This window comes from Clostridium sp. CTA-6 (assembly GCF_054768115.1).
The window spans coordinates 39,922-65,228 of sequence record NZ_BAAAAU010000010.1 but is presented as its reverse complement, the minus strand read 5'-3'; the positions used below and the strand labels follow the sequence as shown (position 1 = coordinate 65,228).

Below are 25,307 nucleotides of genomic sequence, written 5' to 3'. Positions count from 1 at the left end.
GTTTAAAAAGAATTATTTTACTAGTTTTTTATCTTAATATTTTTAAAAGAAATTTATATTATTAAAAAGCAATTTTAAATAGTATACATGATTTAAAAGGGGAAGGTGGAGTTTGTAATGGAAAAATATATAATGTCTTTAGATCAAGGAACTACTAGTTCAAGATGTATAATATTCAATAAAAAAGGTGAAGTAGTAAGCGTTGCTCAAAAGGAATTTACACAAATATATCCTAAAGCAGGATGGGTAGAACATGATCCACTAGAAATATGGGGAAAACAAGCAGGTGTAGCAGGAGAAGCATTAAATATAGCTAGAATTTCTCCAGAACAAATAGCAGGTATAGGTATAACTAATCAAAGAGAAACTACAGTAGTTTGGAATAAAAGAACAGGAATGCCAGTATATAATGCTATAGTATGGCAATGTAGAAGAACTGCTGGTTATTGTGATGAGCTAAGGGAAAAAAACATAGATAAGACTATAAAAGAAAAAACAGGGTTAATGTTAGATGCTTACTTCTCTGCTACAAAAATAAAATGGATATTAGATAATGTAGAAGGAGCTAGGGAATTAGCAGAAAAAGGTGATTTATTATTCGGAAATATAGATACTTGGCTAATATGGAATATGACTAAAGGTAAGGTTCATGTAACGGATTATACTAATGCTTCAAGAACTATGTTATTTAACATACATGAATTAAAATGGGATGAAGAATTATTGGAAATATTTGATATACCAAAATCTATGTTACCAGAAGTAAAACCATCTAGCTGTGTTTATGGTGAAACAGATGAAATATTATTTGGAGTATCAATCCCAATATCAGGAGATGCAGGAGATCAACAAGCAGCCTTATTTGGACAAACTTGCTTTAATGCGGGCATGGCTAAAAATACTTATGGTACAGGTTGTTTCCTATTAATGAATACAGGAGAAAAAGCAGTAGATTCTAAGAATGGACTGTTGACTACTATAGCTGTAGGTATAGATGGAAAAGTTGAATATGCTTTAGAAGGAAGTGTATTCATAGGAGGAGCAGTAATTCAATGGTTAAGAGATGAACTTAGAATGGTAAAAACTGCTCAAGAAACAGAAAAATATGCTACAGCAGTAGAAGATAATAATGGAGTTTATCTTGTACCAGCTTTTGTTGGAATAGGTGCACCATACTGGGATTCTTATGCAAGAGGAACTATATTAGGTCTTACAAGAGGAGCTAAAAAAGAACATATAATAAGAGCTGCATTAGAATCTATGGCATACCAAACTCATGATGTTTTAAAAGCTATGGAAGAGGATTCAGGCATAGAATTAAAAGCATTAAAAGTAGATGGAGGAGCCTGTCAAAATAATTTCTTAATGCAATTCCAATCAGATATACTAGGTGTACAAGTAGATAGGCCAGAGGTAGTAGAAACTACAGCATTAGGAGCAGCTTATCTTGCAGGGCTTGCAGTAGGATACTGGAAAGATAGAAATGAAGTATCACAAAATTGGGCAATCTCAAAAAGCTTTGATCCAGCAATGGAAGATGAAAAGAAAGAAAAACTTATAAAAGGATGGCATAAGGCAGTAACAAAATCAATGGATTGGGAAGAAAAAGAATAAGATAAAAAAGGAAAGTGCGTGGCACTTTCCTTTTTTAGAGTACAGAGTATAGATGAAAGAGTACAGATAAGGGATATGTGTCTAGAAAGACAGCTCAATTTGCTAATATATTATAAATTTGTTTTTGCAAAATATATTGGAAAAAATGATAACCCGCTAATGCTTAAATAATCAGTTTTTCTTAATATATTTTCAGAAAACAAATAATAGTATCTAAGCTTTTTCCAATGTGTTTTATAACACATATCCCAATTTTTAATTGTATAGCGTCAATTTAAATGACTCCTGATTCAAGTATAGAAAAACTTTTTTTATTACAATCAATTTGTGCCATTGCACCATAGGGTATACACATCATTGGTTCATTATGCCCAAAGGACATATTATAGATGATAGGTATATGGTAAAGTTCTAATTCAGATATTATTTTCATAATTACGTTCTTATATTCTTTATAATATTTTTCTTGGTATGGTTTGCCGAAAATTATTGCCTTTGAGTTTTGTAATATACCTTGACTACCATAATTTCTAAGCCAATATTCTACATAAGTAGGGGGTGGCATATTTTCTGAGGTTTCAAAGAATAAAATAGTATCTTTAAATACATCATTTGATGGCCATAATGTAGTACCTTTTATCATTTCTAGTACTTCCATGCAACCACCTATTAATTGTCCTTGAATTATTCCATTGCCTTGCAAAAATTCATATCCTTGATTTTTCACCATGTTTTTTGCAATAGATGAGTTACTTTCAATCCATTCTATTCTTTCACCAGTCCATTCATTGGCTGCTGGTATTAATCCAATTGGAGAAGTTTCAAAAAGAACTTTTTTTAGCCAATGGGTAGTATAATCAAATATTTTAATGTTTTCAGCCAGTTCCGCAAGAACGGATGCGCCATAGAAACTAGAGAGATTTCCTTTAAGACATATAAAATGTGATACAGTTGTATCAGAATATCCTATAAATATTTTAGGATTATTTCTTATAATATTGAAATCAATATAGGGTAACATTCTTATACTTTCTTCACCGCCGATACAAGAAAAAATTCCTTTTATAGATGAATCAGAAAAAGCTGACATTAAGTCTTCTGCACGTTTTTCTGGATGATGATATAAATAATCTGATCCTTTTAAAGTGTTTGGCATTTCTACAACTTCTAGACCAAATTGTTCTTGTAATCTCTTTTTTCCTAATTTATATCTCCAAAGTAAGTCTGCATCACCAGCACCGCCCCATGAAAGACTTACTGTAGCTATTTTATCGCCAGGTTTTAATCTTTTTGGTTTCGCTAATTTTAGCATTTATTCCACCTCACAAATATAAATAAATTTTTTGGATTTAGATAAAGTTTTTATTCTTATTAAAGCTTAGTGAATGATTATATAGATACATACTTGCTCTTTAATATTAACTTTAAGAAAATTGAAGTATTAGAGTTAGTGGTTATTAGATAAATCATTTAGTTTAATAAAAATTTTTAATAAAAAGTTAGTGTGAATTTGGTAGATTAAAAATAATAATTAAAGTTGTAACCGAGTATAAACAATAATTTAATTGTAAATATTATACATTGTAGCTATGATAATTTCAACATAATATTATTTTGATATAATATTGTTGTAAGATTAAAACAGGAACATAAATAACTTTATTTAAATTATGATATAATAGACACAGTTAAAAACTGATAGGAGGAAGTTTATGCCAAGAGAATTTGTAGAGTATACAAATGATTTACCTATAAAAGTTTCTATGCAAAATATAAAAAAAAGTCCTATTCATTGGCACAATGCTATGGAAGTTATATATGTTTTAGAAGGTAGCATAAAAATAACTATAGAAACAGAAAGTCATAGGGTAAATAAGCAGGAAATAGGAATAATAAATCCAGAGGAAGCTCACAGTATAAAAAGTATAACTAATAACAATAAAGTCCTTATATTTCAAATAGATACTAGTTTTTTTAATAAATATTATGATATAGAGAATATGTTTTTTTATACGGATTTTTCTGCGCCAGAGGCTCAAAAGCATGAAAAGTATGATATATTAAGAAAATATCTTTCTATAATGCTTTGTGAAATAGCTCAAAAGGGTGATAATTATGAAGATGTAGTAGAGGAAATTTTAGTAGATCTTTTATATCATCTTATAAATAATTTTCACTATTTAATATATGATGAAGAGGAATTAAAAGAAAATGAGGTACAGTTTGAAAGATATGATAGAATAATAAAATATATATATTCTAATTATAACAATAAAATAAGTATTCAAGATATAGCTAGATTAGAATTCTTAAGCTCTCATTATTTATCTAATGAAATGAAAAATAAGGTAGGATATAGTTTTAACGATTTTGTAAATTTAACTAGAGTAGAAGAAGCTATAAAATTACTTTTAGATACAGATAAAACCATATCTGAAATATCCGAAGAACTAGGCTTTTCACACACCAGGTATTTTAATAAACATTTTAAGAAACATTATAAATGTACTCCAATGCAATATAGAAAAAAATATAAAGTAGATGAAGAAACCTATGAAAAACTAAAACTTTATGAAAAATTAAAATTAAAGGATGCATATGAGTATTTAATGCATTATTTAGAGGATTATCCACGATTTAATTATGAAGGTAAAATTATAAAAATTCATGTGGATTTATCCAAGGATACAGGAGAGTTAGATGAGAATTGGCATGACATTATTAATTTAGGCAGTGCTAAGGAAATATTAAAAGGTAATCATGTAAAGCTTATAAAAGAATTTCAAAAATATGTAGAATGTGAATATGCAATTATACAGAATATATTTTCAAAGGATATGAATGTTTTTTCAACAGAAAAGGACAGATTCTTTAATTGGTATGAGATAAGACAAGTATTTGAATTTATATATGATTTAGATTTAAAACCTGCTATACTAATAGATTTTCATAAGTATGAAGTAGAATTTTTCTTGACGCTTTTTAAGGATTTTATTGATTATTTCACAGATTTTTTTGGAGATAAAGAGATTAAAAAATGGAGATTTTATTTAAAAAATTCCTTAGATGAAAATAAGAAGAGTTTAGAAAGCTTCCTAAAAGAATATGAGGATATAGAATTTATAAATTGGGATTTAGATTATAAGGAAGTAAATAATATTTATGATACTGCCTACATGGTTCCCTACATATTAAACCAATACTTAAATAAAAAATCAAATGTAATTTTTTTAACTACTTTTGATGAAATATATGGAGGAGAGTATATAAATAATGAATTGTTTTATGGTGGTTCTGGAATAATAAATCGTCAAGGAATAAAAAAGCCTTCTTACTATGCTTATTATCTTTTATCTAAATTGGGTAATGAGGTAATAGAAAAGGGAGATGGATATATAATTACTAAAGAAGACGATGATATTCAAATTCTTGTTTATTCTCATAGTGAAGAATTAGAGTCCTTGATTTCTCTAGATGATTTGTATAAAAGAAGAGGTTTAAAAGAGACTGCAGAAAAGAAATTTTCTATAAATATAGCAGCACTACCTTATAATTATAAAATAGTTACTTATAAAATAGATGAAGGAAAAGGATCTTCTTATAATAACTGGTTATCTATGGGTAAGCCAAAGAGGATTGATGAATATGAGAGAGATTTATTAATAAAAAGTTCTGTACCCAATATAAAATTAGGTTTTGCTAAAAAATCTCCTATATATAATATAGTTTCAAAGATAGAAGGATATGGAGCATTTTTATTTATATTGCAAAGAGTATAAATATATTCTTAGATAAAACTTTCTTAAAAATAAAGAACTTTTCAAATGAAGAATAGTATGATAAAGGATATTATAAACACATGGTTCTCATCTATATAATGTTAAATATAAAAGTATAATATTAAAATAGTACTCAATTATATATACAAAAAGTACAAAAATACTTTTTTCAGTTTATTTATTTCAAAATTCAAATTAAATATAAAAAAATATGTACAAAAAGTACAAAAGCACCTTAAATAAGGTGTTTTTTTGTTTATTGATAATAAATGGAAAAAACTATAGTCCTTAATTATATACCTTATAGTCCTTAGCATAGTGAATGAAAATATATATTTAAAAGAATATAATATTAATATAAAGAAAATAAAAGTACATTTAAAATTATGACCAATAATATATTTTAAAAATATAGAACATAGTAGGTTCTTCTTAATTTTAAGGATTTTTATATTAAATTTAATGTATTTTTTTATTAAATATTAGAAGATAGATATTTAAATAAATAAAATAATTTTTAATATGTGTAAATAATATGGTTAATTTATATAAGATTATAATTTTAAAAAGGAGTGGATAACAAAATGAGTGCAAAAATGTTACCTAAAAATACAAAATCTATTAGAACGGGGTGCTTAACATGGGAATTGACTATAAGTTATTTTCAAAGGAAAAGGTAGAAAAAGCTTTATTAAAATTTGCAGTTCCAGCTATGATTTCTTTATTAGTTATGGAATTATATAATATGGTAGATACATTTTTCGTAGGCTTAGCTATAGGGCCGAAAGCCATAGGCGCATTAACTATAGCCTTTCCAGTACAAAGACTTATGTCTTCACTGGGTATGATGATAGCAGTGGGTGCATCTACTGCCGTAGCTAGAAGTTTAGGCAAAAAAGATTATGATAATTTAAAATCAGTAATATTAAATGCTATAAATATTACCATAGTCATAATGGTAACTTTAACTTTTATAATTTCAATTTTTAAGAAAGACATGATTACAGGCCTATTAGGTGCTAGTCAATCTATTTATCCTTATGCGGAAAAATACATTTCTATAGTAGTACTTGGTGGACTATTTCAAGCCTTAACCTTAGTTATTTGTTATATAATGACATCTTTAGGTTATACAAATATAACATTAAAAGCTACTTCAGTAGGAGCTATATTAAATGTTATAATTGACTATTTCTTAGTTATGCATTTAAACTTTGGAGTAGCAGGAGCAGCTATAGCAACTGTGGTTTCACAAACAGTTGCATTAGTATATGCGATATATAAGTTTGATAAGGTTAAAAAGAAAACAGGATTAAATTTAAAATTAAATTTTCAACTTAAATTAGATATATTAAAGCCAATTTTAGCAGTAGGATTTTCAACCTTTATTATAGAAATATCTGATGCAGTGGTGGCAGTAATATTAAATAATATACTTTCTATTTACGGAGGAGATAAGGCTTTGATTATAGTAGGGGTAACTACTAAAATATCAATGTTCTTGTTCATAACAGTTATAGGTATAAGTTCGGCAATGCAACCTATAGCGGCATTTAACTATGGTGCAAAAGATTTAGTTCGTGTAAAAGAAGTAGTTGTAAAGACTATAGTAGCTGTAACAGGAGCAACTTTAATATTATGGGCAGTAATGCTTATATTTGCAAACCCTATAATAGGATTATTTTTAAAGGATAGAAGTCTTTTAGGTGAAACTGTAAAAGCTTTTAGAATAATAATATCCCTATTTCCGACTATAGGAATATATTATGTATCTATATATTATTATCAATCTATGGGGAAAGCAAGAACTTCACTTATACTATCTGTATATAGACAAATGATAATATTTATACCATTATTATTTATATTAGTTGGCAAATTTAATATTATGGGAGCTTGGATAGCTTACCCAATTTCAGATTTAATATCAGCTATTACAGGAGTAATATATGTAAGAGTAGCGTTAAAAGAAAAAGATAAGGCGATAGAAGCTCAAGAATATGAAAAAGAAAGAAAAGAGAAAGCATTCAAAGGAAGATCCGTAGAAGTAGGTGGTCTTTAAAGTCTATAATAATAAAGAAGATGAAACAGCTTAGATAAAGTATATAGTAACAATAGGAGTAAAAAATTTAATAATTAATTAAAACAAAAAGTATTTTTATTAAATAGATAGTTATAAAAACAAAGTATTTTAAATATTTTTATAACTATTTATTTTATTTAAAAATACTTTTTATTTTTTTTATATTATCTGTTGACAAAAAATGAAAATGATATATAATATTAATTGTAAATGAAAATCGTTTTCGTTAAATAAGGGAGTGATATAATGGCAAAGGTAAATATAATTTATTGGAGCGGTACTGGTAACACAGAAAAAATGGCTGAAGCTATCAAAGAAGGACTAGCATCAGCAGAAGTAAAATTATTATCCGTATCTGATGCAACTACAAAGGATGTAGAAGAAACAGAAGTAGTAGTTTTAGGTTGCCCATCTATGGGAGACGAGGTATTAGAAGAAGGAGAAATGGAGCCTTTTGTAGATTCTATAAGCAATATAGTTAAAGGTAAAAAAGTAGCTTTATTTGGATCCTATGGCTGGGGAGATGGTCAATGGATGAGAGATTGGGAAGAAAGAATGGAAAGCTACGGTGCAGAAATAAAAGCTGAAAGTTTAATACATCAAGGGGAACCAGATGATTCAACAATAGAAGAATGCAAAGCTTTTGCACAAAAGTTAGTATAACAATACACAATAGGTAAAATTAATATTATTATATAAATAGTTTTTAATTAGTTGTTAAAACTAACATATATAACATATAGTTAAAATAAGTTAATAGTTCATAATTAAATTACACATAAAGTTTAAAACAGTGCATATTTTAATATTTTATATAGGATAACTGTCCTCCAGACAGAGTGTTGTATAGTTGAAAAATAGTTATCAAAATAACCCCTATATAAATATTAAAAATGCACTGATTTTTATTTTTTGTCAATAATTTTTAACTAATAAGTTACTTTTATTTAATAGAGTAATATTAAAATAATGTGTATAATTAATAATATATACTTTATTGTTAAATTTAGATTGGAGGGATATTAGGTGGCTGTATTAGTATGCGGAGGAGCAGGATATATAGGAAGCCATGCTGTGGCAGCTTTAATTGAGAAAAATGAAGAAGTAGTTATTGTAGATAATTTAGTTACAGGTCATGAACAAGCCATATGTGGTGGTAAATTTTATAAAGGTGATTTAAGAGATAAAGAATTTTTAAATAAGGTTTTTGTCCAAAATAAAATAGATGCAGTTATTCATTTCGCAGCTTTTTCTTTGGTTGGAGAAAGTATGGAGGAACCTTTTAAATATTATAATAATAATGTATGTGGAACATTAAGCCTATTAGAAACAATGAAAGAACATAATGTACAGAAAATAGTATTTTCATCTACAGCAGCAACTTATGGAGAGCCAGAAAATATACCCATATTAGAAGAAGATCTTACAGGACCTACTAATGCTTATGGTGAAACTAAACTTGCAGTAGAAAAAATGCTTAAATGGGCAGAAATGGCTTATAATATAAAATATGTTGTATTAAGATATTTTAATGTAGCAGGAGCTCACGAAAGCGGTAATATAGGGGAGGCTCATAAAGTAGAAAGTCATCTGATACCTATAATACTTCAAGTAGCATTAGGACGAAGAGAAAAAATAATGATATATGGAGATGATTATAATACTAAAGATGGTAGTTGTGTAAGAGATTATATTCATGTAATGGATTTAGTAGAAGCTCATATTCTAGCACTAGAAAAATTAAGAAGAGATAATACTAGTGCTACATATAATTTAGGTAATGGAGAGGGATTTAGTGTTAAAGAAGTTATAGAGATATGTAGGAAAGTTACAGGACATATTATACCATCAGAAATAGCTGCAAGAAGATCAGGAGATCCGGCTATACTTATAGCATCATCTGAAAAAATAATAAAAGAACTAGGTTGGAAGCCTAAGAAAGCTTCTTTAGAAAGGATAATTGATAGTGCTTGGAACTGGCATAAATCCCATCCAAATGGATATTAAAATATTAAAGAAATATAAGGGAGTGTAGTTTGAAATTATGGAAGATAAATTTGTAGATTTGAATTTAAAGTTTAATGAAGAAATAGATGAAAAATCCATACATTCAAATATTTTAGTTGTAAAAGACACTAGGGGAAATATAGTAACATCTCATATAAAAGTAGAACAAAAGAATATACTTAATATAAAGATAAAAGCAGATAAAGAGTATATTGATAATGAATATATGTTGGAATTTAAAGATTGTATATATTCAAAAAATGGAAATGCTTTTAAAGAATTAGATAATATAAAATTTTGTTTAAATAAAGGTAAAATCGAAAATAATGGTACAAGGGTAGTAAAAGAAGACAATTGGATTTATTATAGTGGCAATGAAAAAATTTATACTTACATGGATTATAATCCTCATGGAGAAATAAGAAAAGTTAATCTTGATGGGTCTTTAAATATAAAACTTTGTGATGACTTTGCAAGTAATATTTGGATAAATGGGCAGTGGCTGTATTACATAAATCATAGAGGAGGCAATGAAGAAAATTGTCTTTATAGAATAAAAAAGGATGGAAGTTCAAGAGAAAGGTTAACAGATACTACTGTATATTCTTTAGTCTTTTCAGATAATTATATTTTTTATTCACAATATATAAGTTCGTCTAGTAAGGATAATTATAAAATATACAGAATAAAAAAGGACGGATCTAATAAAATAGCTTTAAGTAATGTAAGAGGCACAAATCTTATAATACAAGGGCCTTTTTTATATTATTTAAATATAGAGGATAACTATTCTATATACAGAATTAGAGTAGACGGATTAGATATGAAGAAAATAAATAATTATTCTAGTAGAAATTTTATGAAAATAAAGGATGGATGGATATATTATATTAACGAAGAACTAGGAAATAATTTATATAGAATAACTTTAGATGGAAATTACGAAGAAAAATTAAATGATGATAGTTGTATAAATGCTGTGATGGACAATAGACATATTTATTATGGAAAGGATATAGATAGTTATAAAACTTATTTATATAGAATAAATATAGATGGATTAGAAAGAAAAAAAATATGTGAAGAAGACTGTTCAAGAGCTATAGTACTCACAAGAGATAACATATATTTTTCAGGAAATAGTAAGGAAGGAATATATAAAATAAGAAAAGAAGGAGGAGAGTTGTGTATTATAACAAAGGATAATGCTCTAGGATTAGATATAGTAGGGCCTTGGGTTTATTATTACAAACTTAATCTAGAGGAATTAAGTTTAAAGCTACATAGAATAAATTTATATGTTAACAAAAAGCAGGAAGTTTTATAATAATATAATATGTGTGTTGTGTGAAAAAAAGTTGTTTTAAAATTTTTACAGAGGCCTTATTAGAAGCCTTTGTTTTAAATTTACTAGTATACTGGGTAGTAGTACTATCCATCGCAGAAGAGTTAAGTAAATTTGTAATAGGATAAAAGAGACTAAAATCAAATAAATGGATAAGAAATATAACAGTTTAAGGAAAGTGCATAGCACTTTCCTTATTTTGTGAAGCTTATTTGTGGTGTATCTTTAGTTATTACATCAAATATAAAGCCTTGTTCTTTTAAGCCTTTTATTACCTCTGGTAAGGCCTGGACAGTTGTAGTCTTAGGATCAGTATCATGCATTAATATTACAGCCTTATGCTGACCACGACTTTCAGTTAAAACAGAATTTATAATTTTATCTTCTCTTTGACGAAAAGCTGAAGCATCAGTTGAATCTACATTCCAATCAAAATGCATGTAACCTAATTTATTCATATGAGGTATTATTTGTTTCATTACACCAGGTCCACCATAATTATGGCTTACTGTATTATTAGAACCACCAGGATATCTAATAATATGACTTGGTTTTTGTCCCACAGTTTCCTCAATATATTTATCTAATTTTTTTATATCTTTTTCAAAGTTTTCAGGAGACATATAAACTTTTTTATAGTCATGACTATAGGTATGATTAGCTATAACATGTCCATCTTTTGCTATAGCTTTATATAAGTCTTCTAAACCTGGATGTCCATTAACAAAAAATGTAGCCCTAACATTATTTTCTTTTAATATTTTTAATATTTCTCTAGTATTTTTAGATGGCCCATCGTCAAAGGTTAAATATGCTATTTTTATATGCTTCATTTTTTCTTTATATGTTTCATTTTCTTTATCTATATTAGACATAAGTTTTATATTTTCATTTTTGATATTTTTATTTTCTGAAGACATATTAGTAATTTTTTTTGCTAACATATTATTTTGAATTTTAACTTTTAAAAGCCTTCCACCGGTTATAAAAGTGCTTATGATTGAAAAGAATAATAAACATATAGTTACTGTATTTCTTAAATCATGATGTCTTTTTTTACTGTAAATATTTTTTCTAGAATTTCTCATAGCCAACCCCTCGTTTTTATTAAACTCCTTTTAAAGTAGAAACTTTATTTTTTATTTCTTTATGTTTTTTATCTAACTGTTCTTTTTCCGAACTTAATTTTTGGTTTTCTGTTTGTAAGATTTTTAAGTTATTATTTAAATTTTCATTTTTATTTTTATAGGTATTTACTCTGTTTATATTAATAAAAGAAAATATAAATAAAATAACCGTCACAGTTAGTAATAAAATTAGTTTAGATTGAGATTTTTCTCTCAAGGTCATCTCTTCCTTTCAACAAAATTTTTATAAATTAATTGTTTTTTACAACAATATATTCCTTTATTCCTTATATTTTATATTATACATATAAAATTTTGACATTTGTAACAATAAAGTAACAATGTAAAAAAATAAAAGAGGATATATCAAAATTAAATCTATTTTGATATACTCTCTTTTATATATGATATATTAAGTAATTATTTCTTTAAGATAGAGCTACTTTTTAGGAAGTACTTAATGTTAAATACTTTAGTGTATTATTCATAATGGTCAGTTTTAGCACCAAAGCATTCAATTACAGGAAGTATAAACATAAAACCTATACCAGGTTTATTATCTATATCTAAAGTCTTTCTTATTCTGTTAGTTATTATATTTTTCTTTTCCTCAGAGTTTATTACACTTATTATGGTTTTGTTATAAGGAACATCACCTTCTATAAGCTTTCTTAGACCAGCAAAAATAGGTACATCTAAATTGTTTTCTAATAGAATTTTTCCAAGACCTCTACTGTTTATATTAGTTGCTCCACAATTTTCTTCATAAAATATTTCGTTTACTTCGTGTAGTTTTTTTACGTCATTAAGTATTAAAACAAGAGCGTACATAAAAAGCCTCCTTTATACATTTGCTTCTTTAGCTTTTATTATAGCAGTTTTTGTAGATAGTGGTCCTATTATTTCTGTAATAATCGTAGTTGCTAAAAGTATAGTTAAAACTTTTGTATCGAGACCAGTTCCTTTAAATTCTCTACTCACTATAATGGCTAAGCCTACAGCTACACCTATTTGCGAAAATAGACCATAGCCTATGTATTTTTGTACAGGTTTAGGAGCCTTAGAAATTGCAGCACCTAAAGAAGCACCAGATACTTTTCCTATCATCCTAAATATAAGATAACAGATACCTAACATACCTATTTTAGGTATCATTCTTATATCTAATCTAGCACCAGCTAAAACAAAAAATGCTGTTATAACAGGTGAAGCAAAATTTTCTATAGTAGCAAAGACGTCATCACTATGGGTAGATAAGTTTGCCACAGTTATACCTAAACACATAGAAGCCAAAAGAGAAGATAAATTAAATTTTATACATAGTCCTGTAAGTATTATAATAGCGCCTAATGTTAAAGTTTGAATTTCTGAATCTCTGGAGCATTTATTAAGTATATAAATTAAGATTATGCCTAAAACAAAACCCGCTAAAAGAGAAAAGAATATTTCTACAATGGGTGGAACTATTATAGAGTAGGCATTAATAGGTTTATTTGCAATAAAAACCTTTGCCAAAGAAGAGGCTACTGAGTATATCATAAGACATATAGCATCATCTACTGCGACTACTCCAAGTAAAGTAGTAGTTAAAGGCCCTTTAGCTTTAAGTTCCTTAAGTACCATTACTGTAGCTGCTGGAGCTGTTGCAGAGGCTACTGCTCCTAATATTAGTGCAGTATATATTTTTTCACCTAATATTAGTGTAATTATAGTAACTGCAGCAAAGGCTAAAGTAGCTTCGAAAAATGCAATTATAAAAATAGGCTTGCCCAATTTTTTTATGACAGATACTTCTAATTCACTACCTATATTAAAAGCTATAATTCCTAAAGCAAAATCTCCTATAAAGGATAATTTTTCAATCATTATATTATTTTCTAGATTAAAACCCGACACTCCAAGTACTAATCCAGCAATGATATAACCCGCTACTGCTGGAATTTTGAATCGATTCATTATCTTTCCAAAAAGTACACCAACAATAAGAGCAATACCAACTCCTATAAATGGATTCATTGAATATTCCTCCCTAAAATAAAATCTATTAATTTTAAAATTTATATAAAAAATTTAAAATTTTTGTTTTCATATTAAGTATACAACAAATGAATAGAATATATCAAATTTATAAAGAGTCCATATCCAAAAAAAATATGCAGCATATAAAGATAGTAAGAGGATTATTAAAGGAGCGTGGGTATTTTGAGATATATAGTAGCACAATATATATTAATAATTATATTAATAATAGCCATAGGTTATTTTTTATATTTAATTAAAAATAGAAGTGATGATTATTTAGAAAATTATTATGGACTTTCTGATATAATAATAAATACAGATTATGAAGAAGAAAAAAGTAGGGAAAATATAAAAATTATATTAAGAGCTATAGCTTCTTCTGTCTATTATGTAGAAAAGAATTTTAAAAAGGAATCTAACAATATAAAAGAAAATAAAGCTTTAGAAAAGGTAGAGGAGCTACTAAAAGAATATAAATTTAAAGGAAAAATAAATGAGGATACTTTAAGATATTTAATAAGAATAAATTGTGCTTTAATGAATGAATTATATAAATAATTTTATATAATTATAGATGAAATATTTAAAATTATTATTTTTTAATATATAATAACTAGGGTAAATATATATACTATTTTAATATGCAGATATTTATATATCAGCATATTATTTTTTAGGTTTGAAAATAAGAACGTTTGTTTTCAAAATCATTGTTTGTTATAATCAATATAATATTAGCAAGATAAATTTATAAGTTAATATTTTGCTCATATATTATTAAAACTACAATAAGTAGGTTTTTTAAGGTATAATAAACAGTAAAGAATTACATGGAATAAAATGTAAAAATAAGTTAATAACTATTTATGATTAATATAAAATCATGTTTAGACTTAGTAGCAGTTTATTTATCCGATGACTACCAGCTCTAATACTCCCATCTTCTTTAAAGTGGGAGTAAAGAGCGGGTACGTCCCTGGATAACGATTTCTAAACTTCAGATGGAGCAAAAACTCCATCTGAAGCCAAGAACTCTGTTTATGAGGAATACATTTATTAAGCTGAGGTTTACAGATATTTTTATTTAGACAGATAATAGTGGTTATTTCTTATTTAAATAGAAACTGTAAGTAATAAGATAAACATTAAGTATAGATTTGGAGGATAAAAATGGAGGAAAGAATAGATAACACAAAAGATTATGATGTTACCAAGTTAACCTCTTTGGAAAAATTAGAACCTGTAAGGGTAAGACCTGGAATGTATATAGGATCCACAGGAACCAAGGGGCTTCATCACTGTATTTGGGAGATATTAGACAATGCTATCGATGAAATTTCAAATGGATATGGAAATACTGCAGAGGTTATATTAAATAAAGACAAAAGTGTTACAGTTGTAGATAATGGAAGAGGAATTCCTACAGGTATACACCCCATAAAAAAGAAATCTGGTGTGGAGATGGTTTTTACAGAACTTCATACAGGAGGAAAGTTTAATAATTCAATATATAAAACTTCTGGAGGACTTCATGGTGTTGGAGCATCAGTAGTTAATGCTTTATCTGAGTGGACAGAGGTTGAAGTTTTTCAAAATGGTAAAATATACAAACAAAGATTTGAATATGCCATAGATAAAAAATTAAATAAAAAAATGCCAGGAACTCCTGTAACAAAACTTAAAGTTATACAAGATACAGATAAAACTGGTACAAAAGTTACTTTTAAACCAGATAAAGAAGTGTTCTCAACTATAGATTTTAAATTTGATGTTATAGATGAAAGACTACAAGAGTTAGCTTTTCAAAACAAAGGAATAACGTTAAAACTTATAGACAATAGAAAAGAAGAGCCTGAAATAAAAGAATATCATTCTGAAAGAGGACTTTTAGATTTCATAGATTATTTAAATGAAAGTAAGACCCCAATACATAATCCAGCAGTATTATTTGAGGGCGAGAAGGAAATAAATAATTTAAAAATGGAAGGAGAAATATGCTTCCAATTTACAGATTCTTCAACAGAAAATATAGCAAGTTATGTAAATAATATTCCAACCACAGAGGCGGGAACCCATGAAACAGGTTTTAAAACAGGTATGACTAGAGCTTTTAAAGAAGGAGCAAAAAAATTAAATCTTATAAAAGAAAAAGATAAAGAATTTGATGGTGATGATCTTAGAGAAGGAATTACAGCTATAGTTAGAATAAAAATAAGTAATCCTGTATTTGAAGGGCAAACAAAAACTAAGCTTGGCAACAACGAAGCTTATACCATGATGAATGATTTAGCTTATACTAAATTTTTAGAATGGATAGAAGATAATAAAGAAATTTCTACATTGATTATAAATAATGCTTTAGCTGCTGCAGCTAGAAGAGAAAAAATAAAAAAAATAAACGAAGCAGAAAAGAAAAAGATAGGTAAAGGACTAGCGCCATTAGCAGGTAAAATAGCTGTCTGTACTTTAAGAGATTCCAATGTGACAGAATTTATAGTAGTAGAAGGAGATTCTGCGGGAGGTTCCGCAAAACAAGCAAGAGATAGAAGATTTCAGAGCATAATGCCTTCTAAGGGTAAAATAATGAACACAGAAAAACAAAAAATAGAAAATGTATTAGGTAGCGAAGAATTAAAAATATTTAACACGGCTATAGGGACAGGAGTGTTAGATAATTACAAAGAGCAAGATTTAAAATATGATAAAATAATAATATTAAGTGATGCGGATGTAGATGGATATCATATTAGGACTCTATGGATGACTTATATATATAGATATATGAAATCTTTAGTGGCTAATGGACATCTTTATATAGCTATGCCACCTTTGTATAAAGTTTACAAAAAAGATAAAAAAGGTGAAAAATCAATTTACTGTTATAATGATGAAGAATTAGAAAAGGCTAAAAAGCAAATTGGAAAAGGATACTTAATTCAAAGATATAAAGGCTTAGGAGAGATGAATCCAGAACAATTATGGGAAACTACATTAAATCCTGAAACAAGAACTCTTCAAAGAATAACCATAGAAGATGCAGCAAAGGCTGAAAAGATGGTATCTTTACTTATGGGAGACGTAGTAGAACCACGAAAGAATTACTTATATAAATACGCAGAATTTTAGATAAAAGGGCTAAATAATTTATATATTTAGCCTTTGTCATGTAAATAAATATAAAAGCACAGGGAGGACTTTTGTATGGCTAAAAAAATAGTAATACCTAAAGACAACAATATAGTAGCATTTCCATTAGAAGAGGCTATGCCAGAGAATTATTTGCCTTATGCAGTAGAAGTAGCCAAGGAAAGAGCATTACCAGATGTTAGAGATGGATTAAAACCAGTACAAAGAAGAATAGTGTATGGCTCATATATGTTAAAAGCTTTTCCAGATAAACCTTATTATAAATCTGCCAGAATAGTAGGAGATATTTTGGGTAAATATCATCCTCATGGAGATTCTTCTGTTTATGATGCTATGGTAATATTAGCGCAAAGTTTTACCACAAGGATGCCGATTATAGATGGGCACGGAAATTGGGGAAGTCAAGATGGGGATAGTGCAGCAGCCATGCGTTATACAGAAGCAAGGCTTACCCCCATTGCCATGGAAATGATAAGAGATATAGATAAAGATGTAGTAAATATGGTAGATAACTATTCAAATTCAGAAAAAGAACCAGAAGTATTACCAGCAAAATTTCCAAATATACTTGTAAATGGGGCATTTGGAATAGCTGTAGGGCTAGCAACTAACATACCACCTCATAATTTAGGAGAAGTTATAGATGGAACTTTAGCTTACATAGATAAAAATGAAATAACTACTAAGGAGTTATTAAATTACATAAAGGGGCCGGATCTTCCAACAGGAGGAGTAATAATAGGTAAAAATTCCATGTTATCGGCCTATGAAACAGGAGAGGGAAGAGTAACATTAAGAGCTAAAACCACTATAGAAAAATTAGAAAATGGAAGACTAGCCATTGTAATTACAGAATTTCCTTTTAGAAAGAACAAAGCAAAACTTCTTCAATTTATATCAGAAATGACAGCAGATAAAAAACACTCTAAAGCTTTAGAAAATATTACAGATATAAGGGATGAATCTGATAGAAACGGAACAAGAGCTGTAATAGAATTCAAAAAAATAGTTACTGAGGATGTAGTAGAAAAAACTTTAAAATATTTATATAAAAAGACAGATCTACAGAGTAACATATCCTTTAACATGGTAGCCTTAGCAGAGGGAAAACCTAAAACTTTAGGTTTAAAAGCTATGTTAAAATATTATGTAGAACATCAAAAGGAAGTAGTTACAAGAAAAACTAAAAGAGAATTAGAAATAGCAGAAAAAAGATTTCATATAGTAGAAGGATTTATAAAAGCTATAGGAATAATGGATGAAATCATAAAAACCATAAGAGAATCAAAATCTAAAAAAAATGCAAGGGAAAATTTAATGGAAAAGTTCTCTTTTACAGATATTCAGGCAGAGGCTATATTAGAACTGATGTTGTATAAACTTACAGGTCTTGAAATAGTAGCTTTTGAAAAAGAATATAAAGAATTAGAAAAGCTAATAAATAAGCTTAAAAAAATATTAAGCAGCGAAAAAGAACTTTTAAAGGTTATAAAAAAAGAATTAATTGAAGTTAAAGAAACCTATAATGATAAGAGAAGAACATCTATAATAGAAGATGATGAAAAAGCAAAAATAGATATAGAAGAAATAATAGTGGAAGAAGATGTGGTAGTAACTTTATCTAATGAAGGATTTACAAAGAGAATAGCTCTTAAATCCTATAATAGATCTAGTGCTAATGTAGAAGATATAGAGTATAGGGAAGGGGACTTTAATAGGTTTTTAATTCAGTGTAATACAAAGGATACATTGTGTTTAGTAACTAAAGAGGGTAATATGTATCAAATAAAAGTTATAAATATACCAGAATTTAAGTGGAAAGAAAAAGGTGTTAAACTAGATGAAATAATTAAAACTATAGATTTATCTGAAACTATAATAGAAGCTTTTTCAATAGATGATTTTACTGCTCAAAAGGATATGTTATTTATAACAGATAGTGGATATATTAAGAAAACTACATTAGACAAATTTAATACAAATTATACCAAAATAATGGCTTTAAAGCTTAAAAAAGAAGAATCACTTCTTAAAGCCGATTTGGTAGACCGAACTAGAGAAGAGAAATTCTTTAATATAAAAACTCAAAAAGGACTAAGCTTTAATATAGAGGAACCTAGCTTAGAGGCAGTAGATAGAAATATAGTAGGATATAAATTGTTTGATATTTTACCTAATGATAGTATAAAACAGGTGGATTTTTGTGATAACTATGAATATAAGAGCTTTTATGTAAATATATCTAAAGATGGGTTAATAACTATATCAGATTTGAAAGAAAATAAATCACATGTAAGCTTATTTACAGATTCTTCTAAAACCATAGTTTTATTTGATAGTGAGGGTAAAGCATATTATATACCAGCCTTTATGCTTCAAAATATAAAAGAAGAGGGTATAAATATTTCAGCCTTTACTGGGGATAAAATAAGTTTGCTAAATGCAATATCTACTTTTAGATTTGAAGAAGATATTAGTATCTATTTTATATCCAAAAAAGGATTAATAAAAAGAACAGTATTAAGTGAACTAAAGATAGAGGGGAATTCAACTCAAGTTTATAAATTTAAAGATAAAGGGGATGAATTAGTAAGTATACTTATAAAGGAACATGGGGAAGAAAAAAATATAATAATAATAACAGAAAAAGCAATGGTCATAAGATTTAAAAGTGAGGCTGTAAATCCTATGGGAAAAATGGCATCAGGAGTTACAGGTATAAGTTTAAAAGATCTAGATAAAGTAATATTAGCCTTAATAATAGATGAAAATGATACAGGAAAAATAAAAATAAAAACAAAGTCAAAGGATAAAGGAACTGTAGAAATAAATAAAATAAAAGTTCAAAATAGAGCTGGTATAGGAAACAGCTTGATGCCTCTTTTGTTAAATGATTTTGTGGAGGTAGTAGAATTAAAAAAATAATATTATAAAGTAATTATTAAAAAATTAATATAAGAAGGAGCATTATGTATGAATTTAACAGAAGTCTTCATTGAAAATCCTGTAATAGCAGCAGTAAGAGATGAAAAAGATCTAGAAAAAGCATTGGAAAGTAAGGCTAATATAGTATTTGTACTTTTTGGAAACATTATAAATATAAAAAGTAACTGTCATAAACTAAAAGAAAAAGAAAAGAAAATTTTCGTTCATGTGGATATGATAGATGGACTAAAAGGAGACTCAGCTGGGATAGAGTATTTAAAGGAATGTGTAGAATTAGATGGAATAATAAGCACAAAAACTTCTAATATAAAACATGCTACACAAGTAGGATTATATGCAATACAAAGAATTTTTATAATAGACTCATTATCCTTAAAAACAGGAATAAAAAATATATTAGAACATAGACCTACAGCGGTAGAAGTTATGCCTGGAATTGCTAGCAAAATAATAAATAAATTAGAGACTAAAGTAAAAAATATTCCTATAATAGCAGGAGGATTAATAAAAGAAAAAAAGGACGTAATAGAATCTTTATCTGCAGGAGCAGTAGCTATATCTACCACCTCTTGGGATCTTTGGGATCTTTAGATATATAATTTATATGAAGTATAGTAATAGGATAGATTGATCCATTTAATTTAGTTTATAATATATTAGATTTATTTATAGAATAAAACATATATAGAATTTCATAATTTAAATATAACATTATAATTAGAAAGATACAAAAAACATATGTGGTATAAAAGGTAGTTAAATTTGTTAGTATAGCCACATATGTTTTTCCATATTTCATCAAAAGTAAAGATAGCATGAAAATATTTTATTTAATTATTATACTTTTTTATCAGATATAAGATAAAAATAATTTTAAAGAAGGTGTAAAAGCATATCCTCTTTTATTTCTTTTACAGAATCTTTTTTTAAATTTTCTAGTATTCTAAAGGCAAAATACATTGCCGCGGAAGGTCCTCTACTGGTTATTATATTTCCATCTTGAACAACTAAGTCTTCCTTGTAAAGGCCTTCTTTTAAATCCTCTTCAAAACCAGGATAAGAAGTAACCTCTTTTCCTTTTATTATATTTGCCTTACTTAAAACTATTGGACCTGCACAGATAGCGGCTATTAATTTTTTATCTTTATTAAATTCTTTTACTAAATCTATTAATTTATTATTATCTCTTAAATTAGTAGCACCAGGCATACCACCAGGAATAACTAAGGCATTATATTCATCACTTTTGATTTCTTCCAAAGTTTTATCTACGTTAACTAAAATATTATGAGCTCCCTTTATTTTTTTATTAGAAGTAATACTGCACATATCACATTGAATATTAGCTCTTCTTAATACATCTACTACAGTTAGAGCTTCAATTTCTTCAAAGCCCTCTGCTATAAATACTAAAATCTTCGTCATAAATGTTCCTCCTTTAATCTTATTAAGTTACTATACTAATTTTATACAATTTATTAAAACAATAATATTAATTTTTTTTGAATATAAAAAATTTATTTATTAGAAATGACAAAATACCTGTACCCATTGAGGCTATAAGCGCAGATATATTGGACCAAAGAACTTGAGATACATTTAATAAATTGTAAGAAGATAGATTAGATAGTATCATACCATTTAGTATGGCAGCTATACCAATTACAGAGGCATATTGAATATATGAGCTATCTTTTGTTTTAAATGTAAACTTTTTATTTAAAAAATATCCGTTTATAGAGTAAATCGAAAAAGAAATAAGTTTAAATAAATAATTAATATTTCCACTATACATACCAGTAAAAAACCATAACAAATTTAATACTAAAAAATCTATAAGTACATTTAAAGCTCCTATAGAGGCATATTTTATAAATTCTATAAAGCCTTTATTTTTAAACATAAAACCCCTTCTATTCTATATAAAGATAATTAATATTTTAAAATGAATCATATCATAATATTATACTTTAAAGTATAATATTTCAAGTTAATAAGGGAGTTTTATACAAAATAATAAATTTAAAAGGGATAATTCATACAAAATATATAAAACTTAAAATCTTATAAACCAAAGAAGGAAAACTTTCTTGATTAAAAGGTGAGTGAAAAAAGTAAAAATTAATTTAAAATTTTTTATTTTTTAGTATAATAGAATATATTATTTGTATTTATAGCGTACAAGCTATAATATGTAAATTTAAAATATTCATTTAAGGTAGAGTTATAAAATCTAATTAATTAAATAAAAAGTTAGGTATATTTACTGAAATTAATATAAAATTAAAAGAGGTGAGAATATTTTAATTTTTGATTAAAATATAAATTATGGAAAAACTAAAATTAGAAAACGGAATAAAGGTAGTTTATGAAAAAACTTTAAGTAATATAAGCTCTATATCTATAGGTTTTAATGCAGGGGCTTTAGAAGAAAAAGATGAGTTCCCTTTTGGTACAGCTCATGCTGTGGAGCACATGGTGTCTAAGGGAACTTTTAATAGAACAGAGAAAGAAATAAATATTTTAGCAGATAGTATCTTTGGGTTTGAAAATGCTATGACTAATTATCCTTATGTAGTGTATTATGGATGTTTTTTGAAGGAGGATTTAAAAAAAGCCTTAGATTTTTATAGTGATATATTATTAAATCCAAAGTTTGAAGAAAAAGCTTTTCAGGAAGAAAAATCTATTATATTAGAGGAATTAAAAGAATGGAGAGAGGATCCTTATCAATTTTGTGAGGATCAAATGCTAAAAAATTCTTTTAGAGAAAGAAGAATAAAAGAATTGATTATAGGGAATGAGAAAAGTATTAGAAATATTACTTTAAATCATCTAAAAGATTTTTATAATGCCTACTATACCCCTGGAAATTGTGTAATTACCATAGTAACATCAATGGATAAAGAAGAAATTATAAAAAGTGTAAAGAAATTTTTTGAAAACTTTAATAAGCCCTACAGAAAAACAGAAAAAGTAAGATATGAAAATAGAAAAGAAAATATTTATACTAATTATAAAGAGGGGATGGAAGGAGCTAAAATAATATATAGCTATGATATTCATAGTCTAAATAAAGAAGAAATAATAGCTCTTAAAATATTTAATGAGATATTTGCGGAAGGTACAAGTAGCATTTTGTTCCATAATATTAGGACTAAAAATTCCTTAGCCTATGATGTAGGGAGCAATTTTAAAAATGAAAGAGGTATAAAGTTATTTGATTTTTATATGGGTACATCCAAAGAAAAAGTAAGTAAAGCTATTAATATAATGGACAAAATTTTAGAAGAAATAATAGATAACGAAGAATATTTTACAAAAGAAAATATACGTAGAGCCTTAAAAAGTATAAAGCTTAAAAAAGCTATACGCCATGAAATGTCTATAAGACTAGCTTTAGATATTACCACTTCTGAACTTATGTATAAGGACAGTTTAAATATAGATTATTCTATAGAAGATTTAAGTTTAATAAAAGAAGAAAATATAAAAAAAGTATTAAAAAAGGTTTTTAAAAATAAAGTCATACAAATATTACAATAATTATTAATATAAATTTATGTTAAAGTAAAGTTCTTCTAAGATCAGTTAAAGCTTTTTTAGCTTGAAATAGCTTTTTATTATTTTAGAAGGATCTATTAAAACTTGTAATTTGCTAAGAATTCTATAATCTTAATATTTTAATTTTAGTAAATAAAATAATAGGAATCCAGAATATAGTTCACACTATACTTTTTACATAATCTATATAAAAGTTTTTTGATTTTTTCGCCTAATTCTATGTTAGAATCTTTTTCAAAGTCTTTATATAGAGAATAAAAGTTAGCTTTTTCTTTTTCATTGACTTCATCTTTTACATAGCTATAAACATGAAGAAGGGTATTTTTATAATTTTTTTTATCAAAATCATTAAGTAAACTTTTATCTATAAAGTTATAAAATCTTATAGCTTTGTTTTCTATATTAGAATTAACTAAGTTGCTGCACTCTTTATAAAGAGTGTAGTTTTTCTCCATAACAGAATATTTATATTTAGCCCATTCATCATAAATAAAACTTTTTTTATGATTCTCTTTTAATGAATTTATGCATTTTATAGCAGATATTTCTTTATCTTTAACCTCCAGCATACTATCCGCATCAAACTTTTTTAAAAGATTATAGTATTTTAAGAAGTCATCTAAAAATATAAATTGAGAGTGAGCACCAGGTTTTTTGTAAGGATTTTGATTAGAATAATGAATCTTCATATTTCCGTCTTTTTTCATCCAAGTGAATCTAACCTGTTTTAGTATTTCTTTTATTTCTTCTAATTCATCAAAATTTTTATTCATTTTTACTCTATGATGAAGGTTATCAAAAACAGCAGGAACATGTATATTATTACACATAGAGAGTATGTCTTTTATATCATAATTTCTTTCATCATTTTCTAGTACCAATCTTTTTTTAGCTGAGTCTGAGAGATATTTAAAATTATTTTCGAATCGTTTCATAGCTTCTAGTTTATTATTATAAACTCCACCTAAATGAATAACTATTTTATTTGAATAATCTACTCCTAAAGAATCTAAAAATTTAGTGTGATATTCTATGTCTTTAATACTTTTTTTTACTATATCCTCTGAGGTTGAATTTAATACAGTGTATTGACCAGGATGCATAGATACTCTTATATTATTTTTCTTTATAAAATTACCACATTTATAAAACTCTTCTTTAAATAAATTCCACCACTCTATATTGTTAATAGAATGACTACCAAATGGAATAATATCAGAACTTATTCTAAACATGGAAATATCTTTAGAAATATTATAATTTAATATAGAATAAAGATCCTGTAAATTTAGTTTGCAGACTTCATAAAATTTTTCATAAGAAAACTTTTTAAGTATAAAACTTCTAGAATTTTTAGCATCTATAGTTATTGGAATACAAGCGTAACCTATTCTCATTTTTAATCTCCTTTTTATATAAGTAATTTAAAAAATAAATGGGTACGGTTCATATAAAAATACTTTAAAGAGAGGATCGTTTTATATATTATAGTGCCAAGCTTAAATAGGATGAACTATAACCCAATAATATATTTGTACATAGTATATACTAAACATTAAAATTAAATTTATATTTATATATTTTCGGAATATAATATTATAATATGTAAAAATTTGCGTATATTTAATGCTTATAATAAAATTTTTTGTTACTATCCTTGTAAAAAAGTCGGA

20 protein-coding genes are annotated in these 25,307 nt (G+C 26.7%); 12 read left to right on the top strand and 8 right to left on the bottom strand.

Annotation, left to right across the window (positions count from 1 at the left end; genetic code table 11):
* Positions 1–117: 117 nt before the first annotated feature.
* Positions 118–1,614: a glycerol kinase GlpK gene (glpK, locus tag ACYUDJ_RS15930; RefSeq protein ID WP_042384509.1), complete on the top strand. Its 1,497-nt coding sequence runs from the start codon at positions 118–120 to the stop codon at positions 1,612–1,614.
* 274 nt (positions 1,615–1,888) lie between these two features.
* On the opposite strand, the gene ACYUDJ_RS15925 is transcribed toward glpK, so the two are convergent.
* Positions 1,889–2,926 carry a S66 family peptidase gene (locus tag ACYUDJ_RS15925; protein WP_043032224.1) on the bottom strand — a complete coding sequence of 346 codons (1,038 nt, stop codon included), beginning with the start codon at positions 2,924–2,926 and terminating at the stop codon, positions 1,889–1,891.
* A gap of 400 nt (positions 2,927–3,326) precedes the next feature.
* Here ACYUDJ_RS15925 and ACYUDJ_RS15920 point away from each other — a divergent pair, with 400 nt between their 5' ends.
* From ACYUDJ_RS15920 to ACYUDJ_RS15895, 6 genes are all read left to right on the top strand, one after another.
* Positions 3,327–5,393, top strand: a complete 2,067-nt coding sequence (locus ACYUDJ_RS15920) for a helix-turn-helix domain-containing protein (RefSeq protein ID WP_003484289.1) — start codon at positions 3,327–3,329, stop codon at positions 5,391–5,393.
* A gap of 640 nt (positions 5,394–6,033) precedes the next feature.
* Positions 6,034–7,455 (top strand): MATE family efflux transporter, encoded by a 1,422-nt coding sequence (locus tag ACYUDJ_RS15915; protein WP_003484291.1) that lies wholly within the window; start codon positions 6,034–6,036, stop codon positions 7,453–7,455.
* Positions 7,456–7,722: 267 nt separating this feature from the next.
* Positions 7,723–8,139 carry a flavodoxin gene (locus ACYUDJ_RS15910; RefSeq protein WP_003484293.1) on the top strand — a complete coding sequence of 139 codons (417 nt, stop codon included), beginning with the start codon at positions 7,723–7,725 and terminating at the stop codon, positions 8,137–8,139.
* A 363-nt stretch (positions 8,140–8,502) separates the two neighbouring features.
* Complete coding sequence (galE, locus tag ACYUDJ_RS15905) at positions 8,503–9,483, top strand: UDP-glucose 4-epimerase GalE (protein WP_003484295.1); 981 nt, start codon at positions 8,503–8,505, stop codon at positions 9,481–9,483.
* A gap of 37 nt (positions 9,484–9,520) precedes the next feature.
* Positions 9,521–10,810: a DUF5050 domain-containing protein gene (locus ACYUDJ_RS15900; RefSeq protein ID WP_003484297.1), complete on the top strand. Its 1,290-nt coding sequence runs from the start codon at positions 9,521–9,523 to the stop codon at positions 10,808–10,810.
* Between the two features lie 20 nt (positions 10,811–10,830).
* Positions 10,831–10,956, top strand: coding sequence for a hypothetical protein (locus ACYUDJ_RS15895; protein WP_265203001.1), 126 nt, complete (start codon positions 10,831–10,833; stop codon positions 10,954–10,956).
* A 66-nt stretch (positions 10,957–11,022) separates the two neighbouring features.
* Here ACYUDJ_RS15895 and ACYUDJ_RS15890 read toward each other — a convergent pair whose 3' ends face one another.
* The 4 genes from ACYUDJ_RS15890 to ACYUDJ_RS15875 all read right to left on the bottom strand — a co-directional run bounded on the left by ACYUDJ_RS15890 (position 11,023) and on the right by ACYUDJ_RS15875 (position 13,971).
* The gene (locus tag ACYUDJ_RS15890; RefSeq protein ID WP_003484301.1) at positions 11,023–11,916 is read right to left on the bottom strand and encodes a polysaccharide deacetylase family protein; all 894 of its coding nucleotides are present in this window, start codon (positions 11,914–11,916) and stop codon (positions 11,023–11,025) included.
* Positions 11,917–11,935: 19 nt separating this feature from the next.
* The gene (locus tag ACYUDJ_RS15885; protein ID WP_042384512.1) at positions 11,936–12,172 is read right to left on the bottom strand and encodes a hypothetical protein; all 237 of its coding nucleotides are present in this window, start codon (positions 12,170–12,172) and stop codon (positions 11,936–11,938) included.
* Between the two features lie 263 nt (positions 12,173–12,435).
* The gene (locus ACYUDJ_RS15880) at positions 12,436–12,786 is read right to left on the bottom strand and encodes a hypothetical protein (protein WP_003484304.1); all 351 of its coding nucleotides are present in this window, start codon (positions 12,784–12,786) and stop codon (positions 12,436–12,438) included.
* Between the two features lie 12 nt (positions 12,787–12,798).
* Positions 12,799–13,971, bottom strand: coding sequence for a cation:proton antiporter (locus tag ACYUDJ_RS15875; protein WP_043032223.1), 1,173 nt, complete (start codon positions 13,969–13,971; stop codon positions 12,799–12,801).
* Between the two features lie 186 nt (positions 13,972–14,157).
* Between ACYUDJ_RS15875 and ACYUDJ_RS15870 the strand changes: the two genes are divergently transcribed.
* From ACYUDJ_RS15870 to ACYUDJ_RS15855, 4 genes are all read left to right on the top strand, one after another.
* A complete protein-coding gene (locus tag ACYUDJ_RS15870; protein ID WP_042384513.1) occupies positions 14,158–14,535 on the top strand; it encodes a hypothetical protein in 378 nt (125 codons plus the stop codon).
* Positions 14,536–15,147: 612 nt separating this feature from the next.
* Positions 15,148–17,103 carry a DNA gyrase/topoisomerase IV subunit B gene (locus tag ACYUDJ_RS15865; protein ID WP_043032222.1) on the top strand — a complete coding sequence of 652 codons (1,956 nt, stop codon included), beginning with the start codon at positions 15,148–15,150 and terminating at the stop codon, positions 17,101–17,103.
* Positions 17,104–17,178: 75 nt separating this feature from the next.
* Entirely contained in the window at positions 17,179–20,049 is a 2,871-nt protein-coding gene (locus ACYUDJ_RS15860; RefSeq protein WP_043032221.1) for a DNA topoisomerase IV subunit A, read from the top strand.
* Between the two features lie 48 nt (positions 20,050–20,097).
* Positions 20,098–20,661, top strand: coding sequence for a glycerol-3-phosphate responsive antiterminator (locus tag ACYUDJ_RS15855; RefSeq protein WP_003484313.1), 564 nt, complete (start codon positions 20,098–20,100; stop codon positions 20,659–20,661).
* Between the two features lie 282 nt (positions 20,662–20,943).
* Here ACYUDJ_RS15855 and ACYUDJ_RS15850 read toward each other — a convergent pair whose 3' ends face one another.
* Both ACYUDJ_RS15850 and ACYUDJ_RS15845 read right to left on the bottom strand, forming a co-directional pair.
* The gene (locus ACYUDJ_RS15850) at positions 20,944–21,495 is read right to left on the bottom strand and encodes a DJ-1 family glyoxalase III (protein WP_043032220.1); all 552 of its coding nucleotides are present in this window, start codon (positions 21,493–21,495) and stop codon (positions 20,944–20,946) included.
* A 67-nt stretch (positions 21,496–21,562) separates the two neighbouring features.
* Positions 21,563–21,973 carry a GtrA family protein gene (locus ACYUDJ_RS15845; protein WP_043032219.1) on the bottom strand — a complete coding sequence of 137 codons (411 nt, stop codon included), beginning with the start codon at positions 21,971–21,973 and terminating at the stop codon, positions 21,563–21,565.
* Between the two features lie 425 nt (positions 21,974–22,398).
* Between ACYUDJ_RS15845 and ACYUDJ_RS15840 the strand changes: the two genes are divergently transcribed.
* The gene (locus ACYUDJ_RS15840) at positions 22,399–23,616 is read left to right on the top strand and encodes a M16 family metallopeptidase (RefSeq protein WP_043032218.1); all 1,218 of its coding nucleotides are present in this window, start codon (positions 22,399–22,401) and stop codon (positions 23,614–23,616) included.
* A 143-nt stretch (positions 23,617–23,759) separates the two neighbouring features.
* On the opposite strand, the gene uvsE is transcribed toward ACYUDJ_RS15840, so the two are convergent.
* On the bottom strand, positions 23,760–25,031 hold the full coding sequence (uvsE, locus tag ACYUDJ_RS15835) for a UV DNA damage repair endonuclease UvsE (RefSeq protein WP_043032217.1): 1,272 nt from the start codon (positions 25,029–25,031) through the stop codon (positions 23,760–23,762).
* Positions 25,032–25,307: the final 276 nt, after the last annotated feature.